This window comes from Microbispora hainanensis, from assembly GCF_006874475.1.
Classification (GTDB): domain Bacteria; phylum Actinomycetota; class Actinomycetes; order Streptosporangiales; family Streptosporangiaceae; genus Microbispora; species Microbispora hainanensis.
Genome location: NZ_VIRM01000001.1, coordinates 222,705 through 242,332, shown reverse-complemented (window position 1 = coordinate 242,332; position 19,628 = coordinate 222,705). Strand labels below are relative to the sequence as shown.

General features: G+C 70.8%; 21 protein-coding genes. 11 read left to right on the top strand and 10 right to left on the bottom strand.

What is annotated here, in order from left to right; all coding sequences use genetic code 11:
• Nucleotides 1-94 precede the first annotated feature (94 nt).
• From dnaJ to FLX08_RS01110, 4 genes are all read left to right on the top strand, one after another.
• Nucleotides 95-1,267 carry a molecular chaperone DnaJ gene (dnaJ, locus tag FLX08_RS01125; protein WP_142616177.1) on the top strand — a complete coding sequence of 391 codons (1,173 nt, stop codon included), beginning with the start codon at nucleotides 95-97 and terminating at the stop codon, nucleotides 1,265-1,267.
• A 4-nt stretch (nucleotides 1,268-1,271) separates the two neighbouring features.
• Nucleotides 1,272-1,619, top strand: coding sequence for a heat shock protein transcriptional repressor HspR (locus FLX08_RS01120; protein ID WP_142616174.1), 348 nt, complete (start codon nucleotides 1,272-1,274; stop codon nucleotides 1,617-1,619).
• A gap of 23 nt (nucleotides 1,620-1,642) precedes the next feature.
• Nucleotides 1,643-4,234 carry an ATP-dependent chaperone ClpB gene (clpB, locus tag FLX08_RS01115; protein WP_142616172.1) on the top strand — a complete coding sequence of 864 codons (2,592 nt, stop codon included), beginning with the start codon at nucleotides 1,643-1,645 and terminating at the stop codon, nucleotides 4,232-4,234.
• Between the two features lie 160 nt (nucleotides 4,235-4,394).
• On the top strand, nucleotides 4,395-5,711 hold the full coding sequence (locus FLX08_RS01110) for a hypothetical protein (RefSeq protein WP_142616170.1): 1,317 nt from the start codon (nucleotides 4,395-4,397) through the stop codon (nucleotides 5,709-5,711).
• A gap of 323 nt (nucleotides 5,712-6,034) precedes the next feature.
• Here FLX08_RS01110 and FLX08_RS01105 read toward each other — a convergent pair whose 3' ends face one another.
• Complete coding sequence (locus FLX08_RS01105) at nucleotides 6,035-6,574, bottom strand: YfgM family protein (RefSeq protein WP_244312183.1); 540 nt, start codon at nucleotides 6,572-6,574, stop codon at nucleotides 6,035-6,037.
• Nucleotides 6,575-6,737: 163 nt separating this feature from the next.
• Between FLX08_RS01105 and FLX08_RS01100 the strand changes: the two genes are divergently transcribed.
• On the top strand, nucleotides 6,738-7,133 hold the full coding sequence (locus FLX08_RS01100; RefSeq protein WP_142616168.1) for a hypothetical protein: 396 nt from the start codon (nucleotides 6,738-6,740) through the stop codon (nucleotides 7,131-7,133).
• Nucleotides 7,134-7,162: 29 nt separating this feature from the next.
• Here the strand turns inward: FLX08_RS01100 and FLX08_RS01095 are convergent, their stop codons facing one another.
• Together FLX08_RS01095 and FLX08_RS01090 are read right to left on the bottom strand one after the other, a co-directional pair.
• Entirely contained in the window at nucleotides 7,163-7,813 is a 651-nt protein-coding gene (locus FLX08_RS01095) for a TetR/AcrR family transcriptional regulator (protein ID WP_142616166.1), read from the bottom strand.
• 200 nt (nucleotides 7,814-8,013) lie between these two features.
• Nucleotides 8,014-9,105 carry a CapA family protein gene (locus FLX08_RS01090; protein ID WP_244312182.1) on the bottom strand — a complete coding sequence of 364 codons (1,092 nt, stop codon included), beginning with the start codon at nucleotides 9,103-9,105 and terminating at the stop codon, nucleotides 8,014-8,016.
• A 117-nt stretch (nucleotides 9,106-9,222) separates the two neighbouring features.
• Between FLX08_RS01090 and FLX08_RS01085 the strand changes: the two genes are divergently transcribed.
• A complete protein-coding gene (locus FLX08_RS01085) occupies nucleotides 9,223-9,666 on the top strand; it encodes a Fur family transcriptional regulator (RefSeq protein WP_142616162.1) in 444 nt (147 codons plus the stop codon).
• 109 nt (nucleotides 9,667-9,775) lie between these two features.
• Complete coding sequence (locus FLX08_RS01080) at nucleotides 9,776-11,224, top strand: catalase (protein ID WP_142616160.1); 1,449 nt, start codon at nucleotides 9,776-9,778, stop codon at nucleotides 11,222-11,224.
• Nucleotides 11,225-11,404: 180 nt separating this feature from the next.
• On the opposite strand, the gene FLX08_RS01075 is transcribed toward FLX08_RS01080, so the two are convergent.
• Nucleotides 11,405-11,611, bottom strand: coding sequence for a DUF397 domain-containing protein (locus FLX08_RS01075; RefSeq protein ID WP_142616158.1), 207 nt, complete (start codon nucleotides 11,609-11,611; stop codon nucleotides 11,405-11,407).
• A 62-nt stretch (nucleotides 11,612-11,673) separates the two neighbouring features.
• Nucleotides 11,674-12,531, bottom strand: a complete 858-nt coding sequence (locus FLX08_RS01070) for a helix-turn-helix domain-containing protein (protein WP_142616156.1) — start codon at nucleotides 12,529-12,531, stop codon at nucleotides 11,674-11,676.
• A 527-nt stretch (nucleotides 12,532-13,058) separates the two neighbouring features.
• Between FLX08_RS01070 and FLX08_RS01065 the strand changes: the two genes are divergently transcribed.
• The 3 genes from FLX08_RS01065 to FLX08_RS01055 all read left to right on the top strand — a co-directional run bounded on the left by FLX08_RS01065 (nucleotide 13,059) and on the right by FLX08_RS01055 (nucleotide 15,026).
• On the top strand, nucleotides 13,059-13,262 hold the full coding sequence (locus FLX08_RS01065; protein ID WP_142616154.1) for a hypothetical protein: 204 nt from the start codon (nucleotides 13,059-13,061) through the stop codon (nucleotides 13,260-13,262).
• A 202-nt stretch (nucleotides 13,263-13,464) separates the two neighbouring features.
• Entirely contained in the window at nucleotides 13,465-14,016 is a 552-nt protein-coding gene (locus FLX08_RS01060) for an HD domain-containing protein (RefSeq protein ID WP_142616358.1), read from the top strand.
• Nucleotides 14,017-14,117: 101 nt separating this feature from the next.
• Nucleotides 14,118-15,026, top strand: a complete 909-nt coding sequence (locus FLX08_RS01055) for a Rieske (2Fe-2S) protein (RefSeq protein WP_142616152.1) — start codon at nucleotides 14,118-14,120, stop codon at nucleotides 15,024-15,026.
• 39 nt (nucleotides 15,027-15,065) lie between these two features.
• On the opposite strand, the gene FLX08_RS01050 is transcribed toward FLX08_RS01055, so the two are convergent.
• The 3 genes from FLX08_RS01050 to FLX08_RS01040 are packed head-to-tail and all read right to left on the bottom strand — an operon-like array spanning nucleotide 15,066 to nucleotide 16,915.
• A complete protein-coding gene (locus FLX08_RS01050; RefSeq protein WP_205830246.1) occupies nucleotides 15,066-15,311 on the bottom strand; it encodes a hypothetical protein in 246 nt (81 codons plus the stop codon).
• A gap of 6 nt (nucleotides 15,312-15,317) precedes the next feature.
• Nucleotides 15,318-16,067, bottom strand: a complete 750-nt coding sequence (locus tag FLX08_RS01045; RefSeq protein ID WP_142616150.1) for a sulfite exporter TauE/SafE family protein — start codon at nucleotides 16,065-16,067, stop codon at nucleotides 15,318-15,320.
• Nucleotides 16,068-16,126: 59 nt separating this feature from the next.
• Complete coding sequence (locus FLX08_RS01040) at nucleotides 16,127-16,915, bottom strand: ABC transporter ATP-binding protein (RefSeq protein ID WP_142616148.1); 789 nt, start codon at nucleotides 16,913-16,915, stop codon at nucleotides 16,127-16,129.
• A gap of 64 nt (nucleotides 16,916-16,979) precedes the next feature.
• Here FLX08_RS01040 and FLX08_RS01035 point away from each other — a divergent pair, with 64 nt between their 5' ends.
• Entirely contained in the window at nucleotides 16,980-17,711 is a 732-nt protein-coding gene (locus FLX08_RS01035) for a hypothetical protein (RefSeq protein WP_244312180.1), read from the top strand.
• Between the two features lie 57 nt (nucleotides 17,712-17,768).
• On the opposite strand, the gene FLX08_RS01030 is transcribed toward FLX08_RS01035, so the two are convergent.
• Complete coding sequence (locus tag FLX08_RS01030; protein ID WP_142616144.1) at nucleotides 17,769-18,392, bottom strand: response regulator; 624 nt, start codon at nucleotides 18,390-18,392, stop codon at nucleotides 17,769-17,771.
• The gene (locus FLX08_RS01025) at nucleotides 18,389-19,546 is read right to left on the bottom strand and encodes a GAF domain-containing sensor histidine kinase (protein WP_142616142.1); all 1,158 of its coding nucleotides are present in this window, start codon (nucleotides 19,544-19,546) and stop codon (nucleotides 18,389-18,391) included. The genes FLX08_RS01030 and FLX08_RS01025 overlap by 4 nt, the downstream gene beginning before the upstream one ends.
• Nucleotides 19,547-19,628 lie beyond the last annotated feature (82 nt).

Genomic DNA, 19,628 nt, shown 5'->3' with positions numbered 1-19,628 from the left:
ATCGGGAGAGACCCGCGAGGGCGCCCGTGACGACAGCCGCGGGGCCTGCGCGGAAACACCGATCCACTCCCCTTTCGTGCGAAGGAAGCGATAGATGAGCACCAAGGACTACTTGGAAAAGGACTACTACGCCGTCCTTGGTGTGCCCAAGACCGCGAGCGCCGACGAGATCAAGAAGGCGTATCGCAAGCTCGCCCGCAAGTACCACCCCGACGCGAACCCGGGGAACAAGGAGACCGAGGAGAAGTTCAAGGAGGTCTCCGAGGCCTACGACGTGCTCTCCGACGTCAAGCGGCGCAAGGAGTACGACGAGGCGCGCACGCTGTTCGGGTCGGGCGTCGGCGGCTTCGCGGGAGCCGGGGGCCCGCGCGGCGCCGGCGGCGGTTTCAACTTCGACCTCGGCGACCTGTTCGGCGGCTCGGGGTCGGGCGACCGGATCGGGGACCTGTTCGGAGGGCTGTTCAACCGGGGCGGACCGGGCACGCGCACGACCACTGCCCGGCCACGGCGCGGCCAGGACGTCGAGTCGGAGGTGACGCTGTCCTTCGGCGAGGCGGTCGACGGCAGCACCGTGTCTCTCCGGCTCACCAGTTCGGCCGCCTGCACCGCCTGCGGCGGCACGGGGGCGAAGGCGGGCACCACGCCACGGGTGTGCCCGACCTGCGAGGGAACCGGGGCGGCCAGCCGCAACCTCGGCAACTTCGCCTTCTCCGAGCCGTGCCGCGACTGCCGCGGCCGGGGCCTGGTGGTCGACGACCCCTGCCCCGTCTGCGAGGGCAGCGGGCGCGGCAAGAGCACACGTACGATCCAGGCCCGCATCCCGGCCGGGGTCGGCGACGGCCAGCGCATCAGGATCAAGGGCAAGGGCGCGCCCGGTGAGAACGGCGGCCCGGCCGGGGATCTCTACGTGCTGGTCCACGTCAAACCGCACCCCGTGTTCGGGCGCAGCGGCGAGAACCTGACCGTCACGGTCCCCGTCACCTTCCCCGAGGCCGCGCTCGGCGCCGAGATCAAGGTGCCGACGCTCCGGGGGATGCCGGTGACCCTGCGCATCCCGGAGGGAACGCCCAACGGGCGCACGTTCCGGGTGCGTGGCCGTGGCGCCCCCCGCAAGGACGGCACGAAGGGCGACCTGCTGGTCACCGTCCAGGTCACGGTGCCCCAGCACCTCGACGACAAGGCCCGCGCGGCCCTTGAGGAGTTCAGGAACGCCACAGAGGGCCAGGACCTTCGCGAAGAGCTGATCAAGCAGGCCAGAAGCGAGTGAGCCGATGGATGCCAGGTTTTTCGACATCTCCGATGACACCCCCGTCTACGTGATCTCCGTAGCCGCCCAGCTGTCGGGGCTGCACCCCCAGACGCTCCGCCAGTACGACCGGCTCGGGCTCGTGAGCCCCGGCCGTACGGCGGGGCGGGGACGGCTGTATTCCACACGGGACATCGTGCTTCTGCGCGAGGTCCAGCGGCTCTCCCAGGAGCACGGCATCAACCTCGCCGGCATCAAACGCATCCTCGAACTCGAAACCGAGAACATGCACCTGCGCGAGGAGGTCACCCGGCTCAGGGGTGAGCTCACCATGCTGCGGGCACTGGTCCGCTACGAACTGCCACCGGCCTGACCGGCGAAACGAGGCATTCACATATGGACTACAAGTTCACCCAGAAGAGCCAGGAGGCCCTGTCCGCGGCCGTCCGGCGGGCCGCGGCCGACGGCAACCCCGAGGTCGCGCCCGCCCACCTGCTGACGACCCTGCTCGCGCAGAACGGCGGCATCGCCGGGTCGCTGCTGCAGGCGGTCGGCGCGGACCCGCGGCATCTGCGCGCCCAGGCCGAGGACCTGCTCGACCGGCTGCCGAAGGCGCAGGGCTCCACGGTGAGCGCGCCGTCCAGCTCTCGTCAGCTGCTGACCGTGCTCAACACCGCGGCGCAGCGGGCCAAGCAGCTCGAAGACGAGTACGTCTCGACCGAGCACCTGCTCGTCGGGCTCGCCACCGACGGCGGGCAGGTCGCCGACCTGCTGAAGGCCGCGGGCGCCACGCCCAACGCGCTGCTGGAGGCGTTCGAGAAGGTCCGCGGGCACGCGCGGGTGACCAGCGAGACCCCGGAGGACACCTACCAGGCGCTGGAGAAGTACGGCGTCGACCTCACCGAGCGGGCGCGTGCCGGCAAGCTCGACCCCGTGATCGGCCGCGACAGCGAGATCCGCCGGGTCGTCCAGGTGCTGTCGCGCCGCACCAAGAACAACCCCGTGCTGATCGGCGAGCCCGGCGTCGGCAAGACCGCCGTGGTCGAGGGCCTCGCCCAGCGGATCGTCGCGGGCGACGTGCCGGAGAGCCTGCGCAACAAGCGCCTGGTCGCGCTCGACCTCGGCGCGATGGTCGCCGGCGCGAAATATCGCGGCGAGTTCGAGGAACGCCTCAAGGCCGTGCTCAACGAGATCAAGGAGAGCAACGGCCAGATCGTCACGTTCATCGACGAGCTGCACACGATGGTCGGCGCGGGCGCCGCCGAGGGCGCGATGGACGCCGGCAACATGCTCAAGCCCATGCTGGCCCGCGGCGAACTGCGCATGATCGGCGCCACCACGCTCGACGAGTATCGCGAGCGCATCGAGAAGGACCCGGCCCTGGAGCGGCGGTTCCAGCAGGTCTACGTCGGCGAGCCGACGGTCGAGGACACGATCGCGATCCTGCGCGGGCTCAAGGGCCGCTACGAGGCGCACCACCAGGTGCAGATCTCCGACAGCGCCCTGGTCGCCGCCGCGACGCTGTCCGACCGCTACATCACCGCGCGGTTCCTGCCCGACAAGGCCATCGACCTGGTCGACGAGTCGATGTCGCGGCTCCGCATGGAGATCGACTCGCGGCCGGTGGAGATCGACCAGCTGCAGCGGATCGTGGACCGGCTGAAGATGGAGGAGCTCGCGCTCGCCAAGGAGACCGACGAGGCCAGCCGGCAGCGCCTGGAGAAGCTCCGCGAGGAGCTGGCCAACCGCCAGGAGGACCTCAACGCCCTGATCAGCCGCTGGGAGCACGAGAAGGCCGGGCTCAACAAGGTCGGCGAGCTGAAGAAGCAGCTCGACGAGGCGCGCAGCGCGGCCGAGCGGGCCCAGCGCGACGGTGACTTCGAGGCGGCCTCGCGGCTCATGTACGGCGACGTGCCGCGGCTGGAGAAGGAGCTCGCCGAGGCCACCAAGGCGGCCGAGAAGGTGGAGGCCGAGGCCGAGCCGATGGTGAAGGAGGAGGTCGGGCCCGACGACATCGCCGAGGTCATCTCCTCCTGGACAGGCATCCCGGCGGGCCGGCTGCTGGAGGGCGAGACCGCCAAGCTGCTGCGCATGGAAGACGAGCTGGGCAGGCGCCTGATCGGCCAGCAGCAGGCCGTCCAGGCCGTCTCCGACGCCGTACGGCGGGCTCGGGCCGGCATCTCCGACCCCGACCGTCCGACCGGCTCGTTCCTCTTCCTCGGTCCCACCGGTGTCGGCAAGACCGAGCTGGCCAAGGCGCTCGCCGAGTTCCTGTTCGACGACGAGCGGGCCATGACCCGAATCGACATGAGCGAGTACAGCGAGAAGCACAGCGTGGCCCGGCTCGTCGGCGCGCCGCCCGGATATGTCGGCTACGAGGAGGGCGGCCAGCTCACCGAGGCCGTACGCCGCAGGCCCTACACGGTGGTGCTGCTCGACGAGATCGAGAAGGCCCATCCCGAGGTCTTCGACATCCTGCTGCAGGTGCTCGACGACGGCCGGCTCACCGACGGGCAGGGCCGCACGGTCGACTTCCGCAACACGATCCTGATCCTCACCTCGAACATCGGCTCGCAGTTCCTCGTGGACCCCACGATGGAGAGCGCGGCCAAGCGCGAGGCGGTCATGAACACGGTGCGGGCGTCGTTCAAGCCCGAGTTCCTCAACCGGCTCGACGACATCATCGTGTTCGACGCGCTGGGCACCGAGGAGCTGTCGCAGATCGTGGACCTGCAGGTCGCCCGGCTCGCCCGGCGCCTGTCCGACCGGCGGCTGACGCTGACCGTCACCCCCGCCGCCCGCGACTGGCTCGCGCTGACCGGCTACGACCCGCTGTACGGCGCGCGCCCGCTGCGCCGCCTGATCCAGACGGCCATCGGCGACAAGCTCGCCAAGGAGCTGCTGTCGGGGTCCATCCGGGACGGCGACGAGGTAATCGTCGACTTTGACGAGGCAGGGGACACGTTGACGATCCGGCCCTCTCGGTAAGGTCTTTCCCACCATTGAGGCAAGCGCGCCCCGCCCTATCCCCTCGCTGCTACGTTCGGCGTTCGTCGGACTACCGTACGCGATCAGGGGGACGTGGATGTCCAGGACATCACGAAGTATTCGAGGGCGGTGCGTCGCGCTTGCGGCGGTCACTGCCGGAGTGAGCTGGTTCGCCGGGGGCCCGGCGATGGCGAAGGACGGCGCGCTCGCCGACGCCTGCCGGGCCCAGAGCCACAACATCACGGCAGGCGGCGTCACCGGCCATGACGTCACCGGCCCCGACCTCACGGGCGGACTGACCACCCTTCCGGCGGCGGGCGTGCTGAGCATCGCCGACGCGGCCGGGGCGGCGGCCGGGCAGGGGCACAACGCGCTCCCCACCGGCTCCGCCACGGTTGCCAAGACCCTCCCGGCGCCCGCGGCGCTGCCGGCTGTGCCCGGCCCCCGTTCGCTGCCGGGCACGGCGTCCGGCGCCACGTCGGCACTGCCCGCACCGGCGAGTGCCGCGAAGACGCTTCCCACCGACGCCACCACCCTCTCGGCGCCCGCGAAGGCGGTCACCGCACCGGTGCACGGCGCCGTGGCCGGCGCCTCGGCCGTCGCCGACCGCCGCACCGCCGCCGTGCCTGCGGCCGACGCCAAGACCCTGTTCCCGGCCAGGAGCGCCGTGCCCCTCCTCGCCGCCGCCCCCGCCAAGCCCAGCGCGGCGAACGGCTGCGCGCGGCAGGCGCTGCGGACCGCGCCGGCCGCCCGGGAGCGGGAGCACCCCGTCGCGCAGGGACATCCGAAGAAGGGCCACCGCAATCCCAAGCCGCAGGACCAGCCGGCGGGCGCCGCCTCCCGCGGCTCGGCGCCCCAGCAGCCGAGAACACAGCAGCCGGGAACACAGCAGCCGGGAACACAGCAGCCGGGGACCCAGAAGCCCGGAGCGCAGAAGCCCGGGACCCAGAAGCCGGGCCAGGGGCCGGAGGGGCGCGACCAGGGCGCGCAGGGCTCACAGGGCGGTCTCGCACCCCAGGGCGTGTCCCACAGCACCAGCTCGCAGAGCGGCGCCTCGAGCCAGGAGCAGAGCACCAAGACCTTCCCGGTGAAGGACCGCCGCCACCGCAAGGCGCACCACCCCCGCAAGCAGCCCGGCGCCGCCGCTCCCGCCCAGGCCGCCAACCAGGCGGGTCAGGCCGGGCGGCCCATGCCCGGCACGCGCAACACCGCCCTGGCCGAGGGCGAGCGCGTGAAGGGGGCCAAGGACAAGCGTCAGCGGAACGACGCCGCGCGCGGGCGGGGGACCGCCGTGGGCGTGGAGCCCGACATCGCGGACGGCCGGCACGTGCCGCGGCTGCGGCCGCGCGAGTACCCCCGGGCGGCCTCGCACCAGCCGAACCGTGACATCACCGCCCCGGCCGCCCTCACCAAGGTGACGGGCACGCGCGCGGTGACCGATTTCGCCGCCACCACGGGCAAGAAGCTCCTGCCGTAGCCCTCGCCGTACGACGCGCAAGGACGGCGGTCGTGCGGCGAGGACTGCGCAACCCAAGACACCGCGCACCCCACGACCGCTCGGCCGAAGGACCCAAGACCGCGCGACCCAAGACCGCGCAAGCGCGGACGCTGAAACCGAAGACACCGAAAAAGACACCGAAACGAAGACGCTGCGACCGCAGACGCCGTGACCAAGGGGCCGTGACGCACGGCCCCTTTTCACATGCCCGGATTCACCTGCCCCGGAGCCGGAGGCCGGGAGCTCAGGGCCGGGAGCTGGGGGCCGGGAGCTGGGGGCCGGGAGCTGGGGAGCGAGAGGGCTCAGCGGGAGACGTCGAGAAGGGCGTCGAGGTCGTCCTCGGGCAGGCCGAGATCGACCCGGATGCGATAGCGGGTGCGCAGCAGCGAGTCGCGGATGCCCGACCCCGTCGTGCCGCACGCGCGGATGCCGTCGGTGGCCCACTCGTGCGCCGCGTCGAGATCGCCGTACGCCATGAGCGTCTCGGCGATGGTCAGCGCGGTGGCCGGGTTCCAGTCCCCCGACCTGACCGCGGCGATCACCGCCCTGGCCTCCGCGGGCCGGTCGAGCTCGAACAACGTGTCGGCGATTCCCGCCCGCGGGTCCACCGGCACCTCCCCGCCGTCCTCCGCAGCGCTCTGGTAACGGTCGAGAGCGGTCGCGGGCTGACCGGCCGAGCGCCACTCCTCCGCGGCGAGCACAAGGATCGCCGCCCTGGACATCTCTCCCGACTCGTACCCCTGGGCCAGCGCGTCGAGGCGGCGGGCGAGGGCACCGTGGTCATCGAGCAGCAGAGCCTGTTCGAGCAGTCGGTCCACCTGCTCATTTGTCACATGTGCCACAGAGCCGAGGCTACCGATCCCGGCCTGCTTTCGCAGGACAACACCAGGCATTGCCGAAGCAACGATTAGTACACGTTTGACTACTATCCGCTTTTCCTGGCAGATAGTCGGGCATATCGCTCCATGCCTGTGCCAATCGAAGCTCGGCGAGGAGCGTTACAGCATGTCCAAGCGGGTGATATTGACTCTCGCCTCCACAACGGTGCTCGCCGCCCTGGTTCCGGGTTTCGCCGGCTTCGTCACGGCCCAATACGAGGCCCTCGACCAGGCCCGCGCCGAACTGGCCCGGCTGCAGGCGAAGCTGCAGATGATGGAGCTGAGGGTCGAGCCGGCGGCGAGCCTGCGATGCCGCGACGACGCGGCCGGGAAGAAGCAACCGCGCCTGACGGACGAGGACGACACGCGGCAGCTGACGATACCGCCGCGCACCCGAACCAGGTCGTGGCAGAACACCGCCTACGTCCCGGGCACCGCGCCGGGGCTGTGGCCCACGATCGGCGTCCCCCACGCCATACCCGGCCCCCACGCGCCGGAGGATCCGCACCGCCCCCACGAGTGAGACGCCCCGCGGCGCGAGGACGCGCGTCGTCACACCTGCCGCGAGACGGCGGAGGCGAGCTGGCGGGACAGATACCCGCGGACGAGTTGCTTGGCCTCGGCCACGATTCCGGGGTCGCCGTGCGGTTGGTGCCGGAAGGCGAGCTTCAGCACCGCGTCCCCGGCCTCGACGGCGACGAGAATGGCACGATCCAAATCCTCACTGTCTGCCAGTCCGAATTCGGCGAACAGCAACGCGCGCAGCCGTCCGGCGATCACGGTGTTGTTGTCGGACACGGAGTCGAGGAGGTCGAGGTCGAAGACCTCGCCGAAGTGCAGCGAGCGGAACCCGGGCACGCTGCGGTGCATCTCGACGTACTCGTCGATGATGGCGTCGACGGCGTCCCACCAGCCGGTGTAGTCCTCCATCATGAAGCGACGCCCGACCCGCGCGACGAACAGCTCGACGTTGCGCCGCGTCAGGGCCTGGCTGAGCGCCCGCTTGTCGGGGAAGAACTGGTAGACCGAGCCGATCGCCACTCCGGCCCGCTCGGCCACCCGGGTGGTCGTCAGCGCGTCATACCCGCCTTCGTCGAGCAGCTCGGCGCAGGCGTCGAGCATCCGCTCGACTCGGCGGGCGCTGCGGCGCTGCGAAGGACGCCGCCGCAGCGGCTCACCGGGATGCGACGCGCGCGGCGACATCCCCTCACCACTCCCACGGCCCCGTTTCTCGGCGGCACCACAGGTCTCAACGGCAGCACACTGCTCGACGGCCAAGGCGGGACCGCCTGCTTCCCTCACGTACCGGCTGGACACTCACCCATCTTGCCTGTTTCACGCGCCGTGGTCAGCGCTTACCGACCAGTCGTCTGAATTGCGGCAAGAATCCTGTAGCCGCGTCGTCAGGAGTCCGCGGGTGCGGCCGACAGGCCGGTGCAGCCGCGCAGTGCCCGGTACGCGCCGAGCGCCTGCTGCCTGGCCCCGCCCGTGACGGGAATCGGCACGCCGCCGTTGATCCGGGCGGGGGTCCACTGGTCCTTGAGCACCTTCCTGCCGTTGATCGTCAAAGTGAGCACCCCGGTCGTCCCGGTCTCCGGGCCCCAGTTGTAGAAGGCGAAGTTGCCCAGGCCGTAATGGACGTACGACTGACCGGAGTAACCGCCGCCCAGCAGGATGTGCGCGTGGCTGCCGACGATCACGTCGGCGCCCGCGGCCACCAGCTTGTCCGCCAGGCCGCGCTGCACCGGCGTCGGGCACTTGACCAGCTCGGTGCCCCAGTGCAGGAACACGATGACGGTGTCGGAGTTCTTGCGGGCCTGCCGTACGGCACGCAGCAGGCGGGGCTCGTTCTTCGCGGACGCGAGCCCGGCCTTGTCGCCGGAGGCGGTCCACGACTGGATGAACTGCGCGTCGAGCACCTGGGTCGCGCCGATGATCGACACCCGGTTGCCGTTGACCGTCCTGCGATAGGGCCGGTATGCCGCGGTCTCGTTCGCGCCGATGCCGATGACGGGGAACTTCGAGGACCTGATCGCGGCGAGGGTGTCCCGCAGGCCGCTCTCCATGTAGTCCATGCCGTGGTTGTTGGCCATCGTGACGACGTCCACCCCGGCGGCCTTGAGCGCCGTGAACGCCGTGGCCGGGGCACGGAAGGTGAACTGCTTGCCCGGCGCGGGCGTGCCGGCCGTGGTGATGGCCGTCTCGAGGTTGAGCGCGGTGAGGTTGGATTTGCGCAGGACGGCGGCGATCGGGCCGAGCGCCGTACGCGGGTCGGCGTCGAGCCGGTTGCGCAGGACGCCCTCGAAGTGCACGTCACCGGCGAAGGAGATCGTGAAGGGGCGCCGCTGCGGCTTGGGAGGCGGCGGCGTCGCCGTCTTGACCTCCAGTGGTGACGCGCCGGGGACGGGCTCGCTCTCGGCCGGGCTGCACCCCGCGACGAGGAGGGGGACCGCGAGGAGGGCGAACAGGGGCAGGGCGAGGGGCTGACGTCTCACGGCACCCGAGCATGCCATCTCCCACCGTCATCCGGGAGCCTGTGGGAGATCCACGGGCAAATAACTGGGAGAGTTCCTTTACTTGAATCATTCAAGTGTGCTGATAACGTGGGAGCTGTGGACGACGCCGGGCGCCTTCGCCAAGCCGGACTTCGGGTGACCGCGGCCCGGCTGGCGATCCTGCAGACCGTGAGCGGGGGCGACCACCTCGACGTGGAAGCCATCCACCGCGGGGTGTGCGATCGGGTCGGCCAGGTGTCCCTGCAGGCCGTCTACGACTCGCTGAACGCGTTGCACTGCGGCGGACTGCTGCGCCGCATCGAGCCCGCGGGCAGCCCGACGCGGTACGAGACGCGGGTGGGAGACAACCACCACCATCTCGTCTGCCGCACCTGCGGACGAATCACGGACGTCGACTGCGCGGTGGGGCACGCGCCCTGCCTGGATCCGGCGTCGGACGCCGGATACCTGGTGGACGAGGCGGACGTCATCTACTGGGGCCTGTGCCCCCGGTGCCGGGCCGAGACCGGCAGCGCCCCGCCCTGCCCCGCCCGGGACTGAGCACCCGAGCACCACCCGAGCACCCGAGCACCTGGAAGCGAGCGCCGCGCACCCGCTTTCCGTCGCTTTTCGCACGTAGATCCATGGAGTGACCCCGGAGGACAGCCACATGACCGACAGGCCCATCACCACCACCGACGCCGGGATCCCCGCTCCCAGCGACGAGTTCTCGCTGTCCGTCGGTCCCAACGGCCCGCTGCTGCTGCAGGACCACTACCTGATCCAGAAGATGGCCCACTTCAACCGGGAGCGGGTCCCCGAGCGCGTGGTGCACGCCAAGGGTGGCGGCGCGTACGGCGTGCTGCGGATCACGGAGGACGTCAGCCAGTACACCAAGGCCTCGCTGTTTCAGAAGGGCAAGGAAACCGAGCTCTTCCTGCGCTTCTCGACCGTCGCCGGCGAGCTGGGCAGCGCCGACACCGTGCGCGACCCCCGCGGCTTCGCGATCAAGTTCTACACGGAGGACGGCAACTACGACATCGTCGGCAACAACACGCCGATCTTCTTCATCCGCGACCCCTCGAAGTTCTCCGACTTCATCCACTCGCAGAAGCGCCGCGCCGACACCCACACGCGCGACAACAACATGCAGTGGGACTTCTGGACGCTGTCCCCCGAATCGGCCCACCAGGTGTCGTTCCTCATGACCGACCGCGGCACGCCACTCAGCTGGCGGCACATGCACGGCTTCGGGTCGCACACCTTCCTCTGGTACAACGCCGTCGGCGAGAAGTTCTGGGTGAAGTATCACTTCAAGACCGAGCAGGGCATCGAGAACCTCACCGACGCCGAGGCCAGGGCGCTGGTGGCGGAGGACCCGGACTTCCACCTCCGCGACCTGCACACCGCCATCAGGAACGGCGACCACCCCGCGTGGACGGTCAACGTCCAGATCATGCCGTTCGAGGACGCCGCGGACTACCGGTTCAACCCGTTCGACCTCACCAAGGTCTGGCCGCACTCCGACTACCCGGAGATCACCATCGGGCGGTTCGTGCTGAACCGCAACCCGGAGAACTACTTCGCCGAGGTCGAGCAGGCGGGCTTCGAGCCGGCGAACCTGGTGCCGGGCATCGGTCCCTCCCCGGACAGGATGCTCCAGGGCCGGCTGTTCTCCTACCCGGACGCCCACCGCTACCGCATCGGGCCGAACTACCTGCAGCTTCCGGTCAACGCGCCGAAGGTGCCCGTGCACAGCTACAACCGCGACGGTCACATGCGCTACCGCAACCCGGGCGACCCGGTCTACGCGCCGAACAGCGTCAACGGCCCCGCCGCCGACCCGTCGCTCTACGAGGGCGAGAACTACCGGGTCGCCGGTGAGATCATCCGGAGCGCCCACGTCAGGCACCGCGAGGACGACGACTTCGTCCAGCCCCGCGCGCTGTGGGAGAACGTGCTCTCGGACGTCGACCGCGACCACATGGTGAGCAACATCCTCGGCCACGCCTCGGCTCCCGAGGTCACCGCCGACATGAAGAAGCGCGTGGCCGGCTACTGGGCCAACGTCCACAAGGACCTCGGCCAGCGCGTCGCGCAGGGGCTCGGCGTCGCCTGACCCCCTTCCCCTCACGTACGGCTCGCGCCCCTTACCGGGCGCGGGCCGTACGCGCGTCCGCGACCGGCCGGCGTCGTTGGAAAAGCCGACGTCACTGAAAGGCCGACGTCACTGAATGGCCGACGTCACTGAAAGGCCGAAGCCGCCGAGAAGCCGAAGCCGCCGAAAGGCCGGGCTCGTTTAAAGGTCGAACTCGCCGTCCTTCACGCCGCCGATGAACGCGTCCCATTCCGCCGAGGTGAACACGAGGGCGGGGCCGTCCTGGTTCTTGCTGTCGCGCACGCCCACATGCCCGCCGGGCAGTACGGCCACTTCCACACAGGCGCAGTTGTTGGCACTCCGGCTGCTCTTCCACCAGACGGCGCCGGACAGGTCAATCGAGTTCATGGACAATGTTCTCTCCCCCCGGAAATCATGTCGCGCGGGTTCCCGGGGCGGTCTAGAGCTGGCTAACGCCAGTGACGGACAGTTTTCTCCAAGAACCGGCGGGAGTCGTCCACGTCGAGCGCCTTCGTCTCCAGGTAGTCGAATGCCACCTCGTACCGGTAGACGATCGCCTCGTCCTCGACCAGACGGCCGCCCAGGAGCGCCTCCAGGTACACGACGTCATGGAAGTCGGGCACCTTGAGGTGACTGAACGCCCCGGTGTTGATCGGGTGGTCCGCGTCGAGCGGCAGGATCCGCAACTCGACGTTCGGCAGCTCCGACACCTCGATCAACCGTCTGAGCTGTTCCCGCATCACCTCGTGGTCGCCGAACCGGCGCAGCAGGACCGACTCCTCCAGAACGGCCGAGATGTCCAGCGGGCTCTCCGCCCTGAGAACCGCCTGCTGGCGCGCCATCCGGACCTCGATCCGGCTGCGGACGCCGCCCGGCAGCTCAAGGGTGCTCCGTTGTCCGCTCTCCATCATGGCCCGGACGTATGCCTCTGTCTGGAACAGACCCGGCACTACCTGGGGTTCCCAGTCGCGTGCCGCCGTGGCTTCGGCCTCCAGGCCCAGGAACGTCGTGTATTCCTTGGGCAGGGAGTCGCGGTAATCCTCCCACCAGCCCTTCCGGGTCGCGTCCCGGTGCAGGGCGAGCAGCTCTTGGCGTTGGCGGGAATCTACCATGTAGATCACCAGAAGTGCCTCAACATCGCTTGTGCGAGGCGAGGTGCGCGCCGTCTCGATTCTGCTGATCTTCGCCGCCGACCAGCCGAGCCGGGCGGCCACCTGGTCGCCCGTCAGATCGGCGCGCTCGCGTAAGCGGCGCAGTTCCTGCCCCAGCCGACGGCGGCGGACGGTGGGACTGCCGTGCTCGGGCACCCCTGCCGACCTCCTTCATCCGGTGAATCCGGTGGTTGCGGTGGACGCACGGATGGTGGGCGCGCCCTGGCGGATCGGGCGCGCGGGTGAGGGGCGCCCTGTCCTGAGATTACCGCGCCCGCTCGTGCAACTTGCACCGTAATTTGCAGCGTATCGACACAAGATTCTTGCGGATTTCTTTTCGTCAAGTATTGCAGCGCATTGCGTCCTGAGTCACGATCGATACGGGAAGGGTCTTCCGGCGTGTGGGGGCGCCGGCGGTCGCCGGCGAAATACTCCGAGGCCCGATTCCCCATCCGCGGCACGCGCCCGGCGAGGGGCGCCGTCGGCTCCGGATGCGTGTGACGACGGGGAGGCATCCGGGCCAGCGGGATTTCGAAATTCGACCGGCGTCGCCGGCGCTCGCCATGCGGAAACAGCGAGCAGCGAACACGAATGGGCCGTTCCGATGGTGGGACGCGCTCTCCCTACGACGAATTGAGGACGACGAGATCTCTACTTGGCACCCCTCCGGAAGGAGTCCCTTGGTGAATCCCGGTGCCGCCTGGTTATCACTGATCAAAAGCCGGATGACGATGGCGGATTTGGCGCTGTGCGCCGATCAGGACAGGTGGGCGCGTGAACTGAAATGGACCGTGAGCCGCACCGGCTTCGGCGCCCGCCACTACCGCGACCCCCGCTTCGACCTTGTGCGCGAGCTGGAGGAGGTCGGCCGCCTCTTCACCGTCTGACGCCCGCCGACGCTCCGTACCGGCCCCGCACCGCCAGGCCGGAGGACGCGTCGTCAGACGGGAGGCGGACGGGAGAAGGGCGTGCACCAGCCTGACGGCGCGCGGCGCCGGATCGGGGACGAACTGATCGTGACCGGTTAGGCTTGCGCGGGTGACGACCGCGCTCATCCACGAACGGCTGCAGTCCCAGCTCGCCTTCCACATGGAGATCGACAAGCTGAAGCGCGTCATCCGCCGCAACTCGCTGATCGACGGCTCGCGCCGGGAGAACGACGCCGAGCACTCCTGGCATCTGGCCATGATGGCGATGACGCTGGCCGAGCACGCGCCCCCGGGCACCGACATGTCCAAGGTGGTCGCGATGCTGCTCGTCCACGACCTCGTGGAGATCGACGCCGGTGACACCTTCATCTACGACCCCGTCGCGGTCGAGGCGCAGGCCGCCCTCGAACGCGCGGCGGCCGACCGCATCTTCGGACTGCTGCCGGACGACCAGGGGGCGCGGCTGCGCACCCTGTGGGACGAGTTCGAGGAGCGGCGGACATCGGAGGCGAGGTTCGCCCGGGCGCTCGACCGGTTGGCGCCGATCATCGCCAACCACCACAACGAGGGCGGCACCTGGCCGCTCTACAAGGTGACGGCCGCCCAGGTCATGGAGAAGGTGCGGCTCATCGAGGAGGGCTCGCCCACGCTCGGCGAGTACGCCGCGGAGCTGGTCGCCGGCTCGGTCGCCCGGGGTCATCTGGCGCCCTGACCTCGATGGCGTCAGCCCGAAACTCGTACATACCGTCCCATGCCTGTCCATGTTCACACCTGTGACGCGGGGGTACGTGAGCCCGTGTTAGGGGGCGAAACATGGAAGAGACGACCAGGCCGCGTGCGGGCCGGACGACACGGAGGGTCCCCTCGGCAGAGCTCCTCGACGGGCTCGAGCGGGCCACCGCGCTCGACCGGCCGATCACCGTCATATCCAAGAAGGTCCGCCGCAGACTCGGCCCGGGCAAGCTCAGGGACGTCCTGCACGGCGTGCCCATGGGCCACCCGCTGCACCCGGCGCTCGCGGTGACGACCTTCGGCTGCTGGTTGTCGGCGAGCGTGGTGGACATGACCAAGACGGGCCCGCGTGCGGCGCGGACGCTCATCCTGGCGGGGCTGGGCAGCGCCGTTCCCACGGTGGCGGCCGGCCTCACCGACTGGTCCACCCTCCATCGCGAACAGCAGCGCGTGGGCCTGGTGCACGCCATGACCAACGCCGCCGCGGCGCTCTGCTACACGGGCTCTCTCTTCTTACGAATGACGGGACGCGAACGCGCCGGGCGCATGCTGGGGTACGCGGGACTCGCGGCGGCCTCCGCGGGCGCGCACCTCGGCAGCCACATGTCCTATCGCCAGGCGGCCGGGGCCAACCATGCGGAGTCGGTCGGCCACCTCATGCCGCTCGGCTGGCACGACCTGTGCGCGCTCAAGGACCTGCCCAACGGGCGGCCGGTCCGGCGGCGGCTCGGCTACATCGATCTCTTCGTCCTGCGTCTCGGCGACGACGTGAGCGTGCTCGCGGACAACTGCTCCCATCTCGCCGGCCCGCTCCACCAGGGCCGGGTGGCCATGGAGGAGGGCGAAGCCTGCATCGTCTGCCCGTGGCACGGCAGCGCCTTCCGCATCTCCGACGGCCGGGTCATGCACGGCCCCGCCACGTCGCGCCAGCCGGCCTTCCAGACCCGCCTGCGGCAGGACGGCGTCGTCCAGGTGCGTCCCGCGGAGTGAACCCCCCACACGGCGGCGCGTTCCTTGCCCGGACCCGGGTCAGCCGGTGTCCGGGCCGCGGTCGTCGGCGGGATGCTCGACCAGCGCGAGCACCCGGTTGGACATGAACCTCGCGGTGCGGACGGGCGTGCCCGCCCGCGTGACCTCGGTGACCTCGACCACTCCCCGGCCCGTCGTGATCTCGATCCGGCGGCCCGCCCTGGTCGCGACCACCTCGTAGGTGCGCGGGGTGCCCCCCGCATCGATGACGATCTCCACCCGGTCGCCCTTCACAAGGGCAGACATACCCTTTTAGGACACGAGCTTCACTATCGCCACGATTCCAACGACAACAATGAATCCCCGCAGCAAGGGTGCGGGCAGGCGGCGGCCCACGCGGGCGCCGAGGAAGCCGCCGGCGGCCGAGCCGAGCGCGACCAGCAGCACGGCGATCCAGTCCACCGGCGCGATGAACGTGAACAGCACCGCGGCCGTGGCGTTGACCAGCAGCGACAGCAGGTTCTTCGCCGCGTTCACCCGTTGCAGGTCCTCGTCGAGGAAGCTGCCCAGCAGGCCGATCAGCACGATGCCCTGGGCGGCGCCGAAGTAGCCGCCGTACATGCCCGCGCCCAGCACGCCCAGCCACAGCCAGGGCCCTCCGTGGGGGTGCGGCCTGCGCCGTACGGCCAGCCACTCGTTGATCCTCGGCTGGAACACCACGAGGAGACAGGCGACCGCGATGAGCACCGGGACGATGACCTTGAACGCCTCGGCGGGCAGGACCAGGAGCAGCACTCCGCCGGCGAGCGAGCCGATCACGGACGCGACGCCGAGCCGGAGCAGCCGCTCACGCTGGCCCTTGAGCTCGGCGCGGTAGCCGAGCACCCCGGTCACGCCGCCGGGGACCAGCCCGACGTTGTTGGACACGTTCGCGACGATCGGCGGAAAGCCGGCGGCCAGCATCGTCGGGAACGTGATGAGCGAACCCGACCCCACGACCGCGTTGATCGCCCCGGCACCGACTCCGGCCGCGAAGACCGCGGCCGCCTCCCACGGCGTCACTCGCACCTCTCCCTCGTACGGCTATCCGCCAAGGGTAGGCGGCGGTCTACGCCCGGACGTCAGAGGGGACGGGCGTACCAGCGGCCCTCCTGGCCGCGGTCGAGGTGCAGCGGCACGCCGAAGGTCGCCGACAGGTTCTCCGGCGTCATCACCGCGTCGATCGGCCCCTGGTCGACGACCGAGCCGTGCCGCAGCAGCAGCACGTGGGTGAACCCCGCCGGGATCTCCTCGACGTGGTGGGTGACCAGCACCATCGTGGGCGACTTCGGGTCGCGGGCCAGCGCGCCGAGACGGCGTACGAGGTCCTCGCGGCCCGCGACGTCGAGCCCGGCGGCGGGCTCGTCGAGCAGCAGCAGCTCGGGGTCCGGCATGAGCGCCCGGGCGATCTGCACCCGCTTGCGCTCGCCCTCCGACAGCGTGCCGAAGCGCCGCCTGATCAGGTGGGCGCAGCCGAGCTGGTCGATGAGCTCGACGGCCCGGGTGACGTCGTGGGAGTCGTACTCCTCCGTCCACCGGCCGAGGATCGCGTACGACGCGGTCAGCACGAGGTCGATGACCTTCTCGTCCGGAGGGATGCGCTCCGACAGGGCCGCGCTGGCCAGGCCGATCCGGGGCCGCAGGTCGAACACGTCCGTCTGGCCGAGCCGCTCGCCGAGGATCTCCACCGAGCCCTCGGACGGGAACAGCAGCGATGCGGCCACCTGGAGCAGCGTCGTCTTCCCCGCGCCGTTCGGCCCGATCACCACCCAGCGCTCGTCCTCCCTGACGCTCCAGTCGATGCCGCGCAGCAGGGCGGCGCCGTCCCTGCGGACGGCCACGTCCTGAAGCTGAAGCACCTGACCGCCCATGTGGCCCCCTCCCGTGGTTCGCTGAGATAAAACTATGGCAGTCCGAACACATATCGTGGATCGGGTGCACATCGATTCACCGATCTCCGCCACGCTCGTCGCCTGGGGCAACGCGTGGCTCGGCGGACACGTGAGCCTGGAGCACGCCCTCGACCGCGTCGAGCGCGAGGCCGGGCCTCAGGTGGTGGCGGCGGATGACGTCGAGACCCCCCTGCTCGCCTACCTCGTCGACCGGCGGATCGAGGGGCTCGGCGCGTTCCGGCTGGCCCTGCCGGTGCCCGGCGACCCGCTCGGGCTCACCGGCCCGCCCGCCTTCAACGGCGCCGCGATCGACGCGGGCCAGGCCGCCGTGGCCGTGCTGTCCGACCGGTGCCTCGGTCTCGTGCCGTCCGCCGACCGGCGCGGCTCCTCGTACTCCGGAATCCGCTGGACCGTGGCCGAGGCGTCGGCCGTCCCGCCCGACGTGCCGTCGCTGGCCGAGGCGGAGCAGGCGCTGCGGACCACCATGATGGCCGCCACCGAGGCGCTGCTCGGCGTAGGCGGCCCGGCGCAGGGATTTCCGGCGCCGGACGCGCTCGACCGCGCGGGCGAGGCCCTGGCCCCCGGCTACCCCGGCAGGGCGCACCGGGTCGGCGCCCTCGCCTCGCGGTTGTCGGTGGCGCTCCGTCTCGCCGACGAGCGGGGCCTCACCTCCGGGCAGGTCGCCGCGCGCGTGCAGGCCCTTCGCGACCTCGACCGCGCCGTACGGCGGGCCAGGGTGGCCGCGCACAACGCCATCGTGGAGTCCCAGGTCTGACCCAAGGTCCGACGGCCCGGACTCACCCCTTCGCGACCGCCTCGAACTACCATTCCGTCAGGCCAGGCCGTGGCGTACGGCGTAGAGCGCGGCCTGGGTGCGGTCCTGCACGCCGAGCTTCATGAGCACGTTGGAGACGTGCGTCTTCACGGTCTTCTCCGCCACCACGAGCTCGCGGGCGATCTCGCGGTTCGACCGGCCGGCGGCGAGCAGCCGCAGCACCTCGCGTTCGCGGTCGGTCAGCGCCGACCCCGCGCCGGCCTGCTCTCGGTCCGCCGGTGCGGCCAGCATCGCCTCGGCGGCCTCGGGCGCGAGGAGGACCTGCCCGCCGTGCACGGCCCGGATCGCCTGGACGAGGGCGGCGGGGTCCACGTCCTTGTAGAGGAAGCCCGCGGCGCCCGCCCGCATGGCCGGGGCCACGTCGCCCCGGTCGCTGACCGAGGTGAGGACGATCACCCGCACGTCGCGGCGGGACAGCTCCGCGAGCGCGCCGAGGCCGTCGAGCACCGGCATCTTCAGGTCGAGCAGCAGCACGTCGGGGGTGAGCGCGCCGGTCATCTCGACCGCCTCGGCGCCGTCCGCCGCCTCCCCCACGACGCTGATGTCCTCCTGGATCTCCAGGAACGTACGCAGGCCCTGCCGCACGACGGGGTGGTCGTCGGCGATGAGCACGCGGATCACGCGGGCACCTCCAGTCTTACGGTCGTGCCGCGGCCGGGCGCGGAGGAGACCGTCAGCGTGCCGCCGACGGCCTGGGCCCGGTCGCTCATCGACGGCAGTCCCAGGCCGTGCACACCCGCCTCATCGAAGCCGACGCCGTCGTCGGTCACCTCCAGCACCAGGGTGGCCTCCCGGTGCGAGAGCCGTACGTCGATGCGGGCGGCCCTGGCGTGCCGTACGGCGTTGTGCAGCGCCTCCTGGGCGACCCGGAGCACGGCGACCTCGATCTCGGGCGCCAGGTCGCGGTCGTCCGGCGGCTCGCCCTCCGCCGAGAACGCGACCGTCATGGGATGCAGGCGGTCGAGGAGGGCCGCCAGCTTGCGCACGCTCTCCACCAGCCCGTGCCGGTCGAGCTCGGCCGGGCGCAGCTCCACGATCACCGCGCGCAGCTCGGTCAGCGCCTCTCCCGCCATCCGCTCCACCCGCTCGATCGCCTCGGCCGCCCGCTCGGGATCCGTACGCGCGAGCGCGGCGGCGGCCCGCGCGGTCAGCCGCAGCGAGAACAGCTTCTGGCTGACGGCGTCGTGCAGCTCGCGGGCCATCCGGGTGCGTTCCTCGATGACCGTGAGCTCGCGCCCCCGCTCGTACAGCCGGGCGTTGGTGATCGCGATGGCGGCGTGCGCCGCGAACAGCGTCAGCAGCTCCTCGTCGGCCTCGTCGAACCCGCCCGGCGTCCGCTTGTTGGACAGAAAGATGATCCCGAGCACGGTGGCGCCGTCGGTGATCGGCACACCGAGGAAGTCCTTGAGGATGGGATGGGCCTTCGGCCACCACTCGAACCTGGGGTCCCTGCGGATGTCGGGCAGCCGCACCGGCGTCCCCTCGCGGAGCATCGCGCCCAGCATGCCGTGCTGGCGCGGGGTCGGCCCGATGGCCGCCCACTGCTCGTCGGAGATGCCCTCGGCCACGAACTCGGCGAACGCGCCGTCGTCGTCCGGCACGCCGAGCGCGGCGTATTTCGCGTCGAGCAGCCGCGCCGCGGACCGCACGATCACCTGGAGGACCTCGCGGACCGACAGGTGACGGGTGACGGCGAGCACGGCCGAGCTGACCGCGTGCAGCACGGCGTCACGGTCCCGCTCGCAGGCGGCGGCGGGGTCGGCGGGCTCGGGCACGCAACACAGACTAGGTCCCGCGGCGGGCGGGCCGCGTCGGCCACAGGACCTAGACCCAACTGCCGAGCGACGGCCGGGCCTC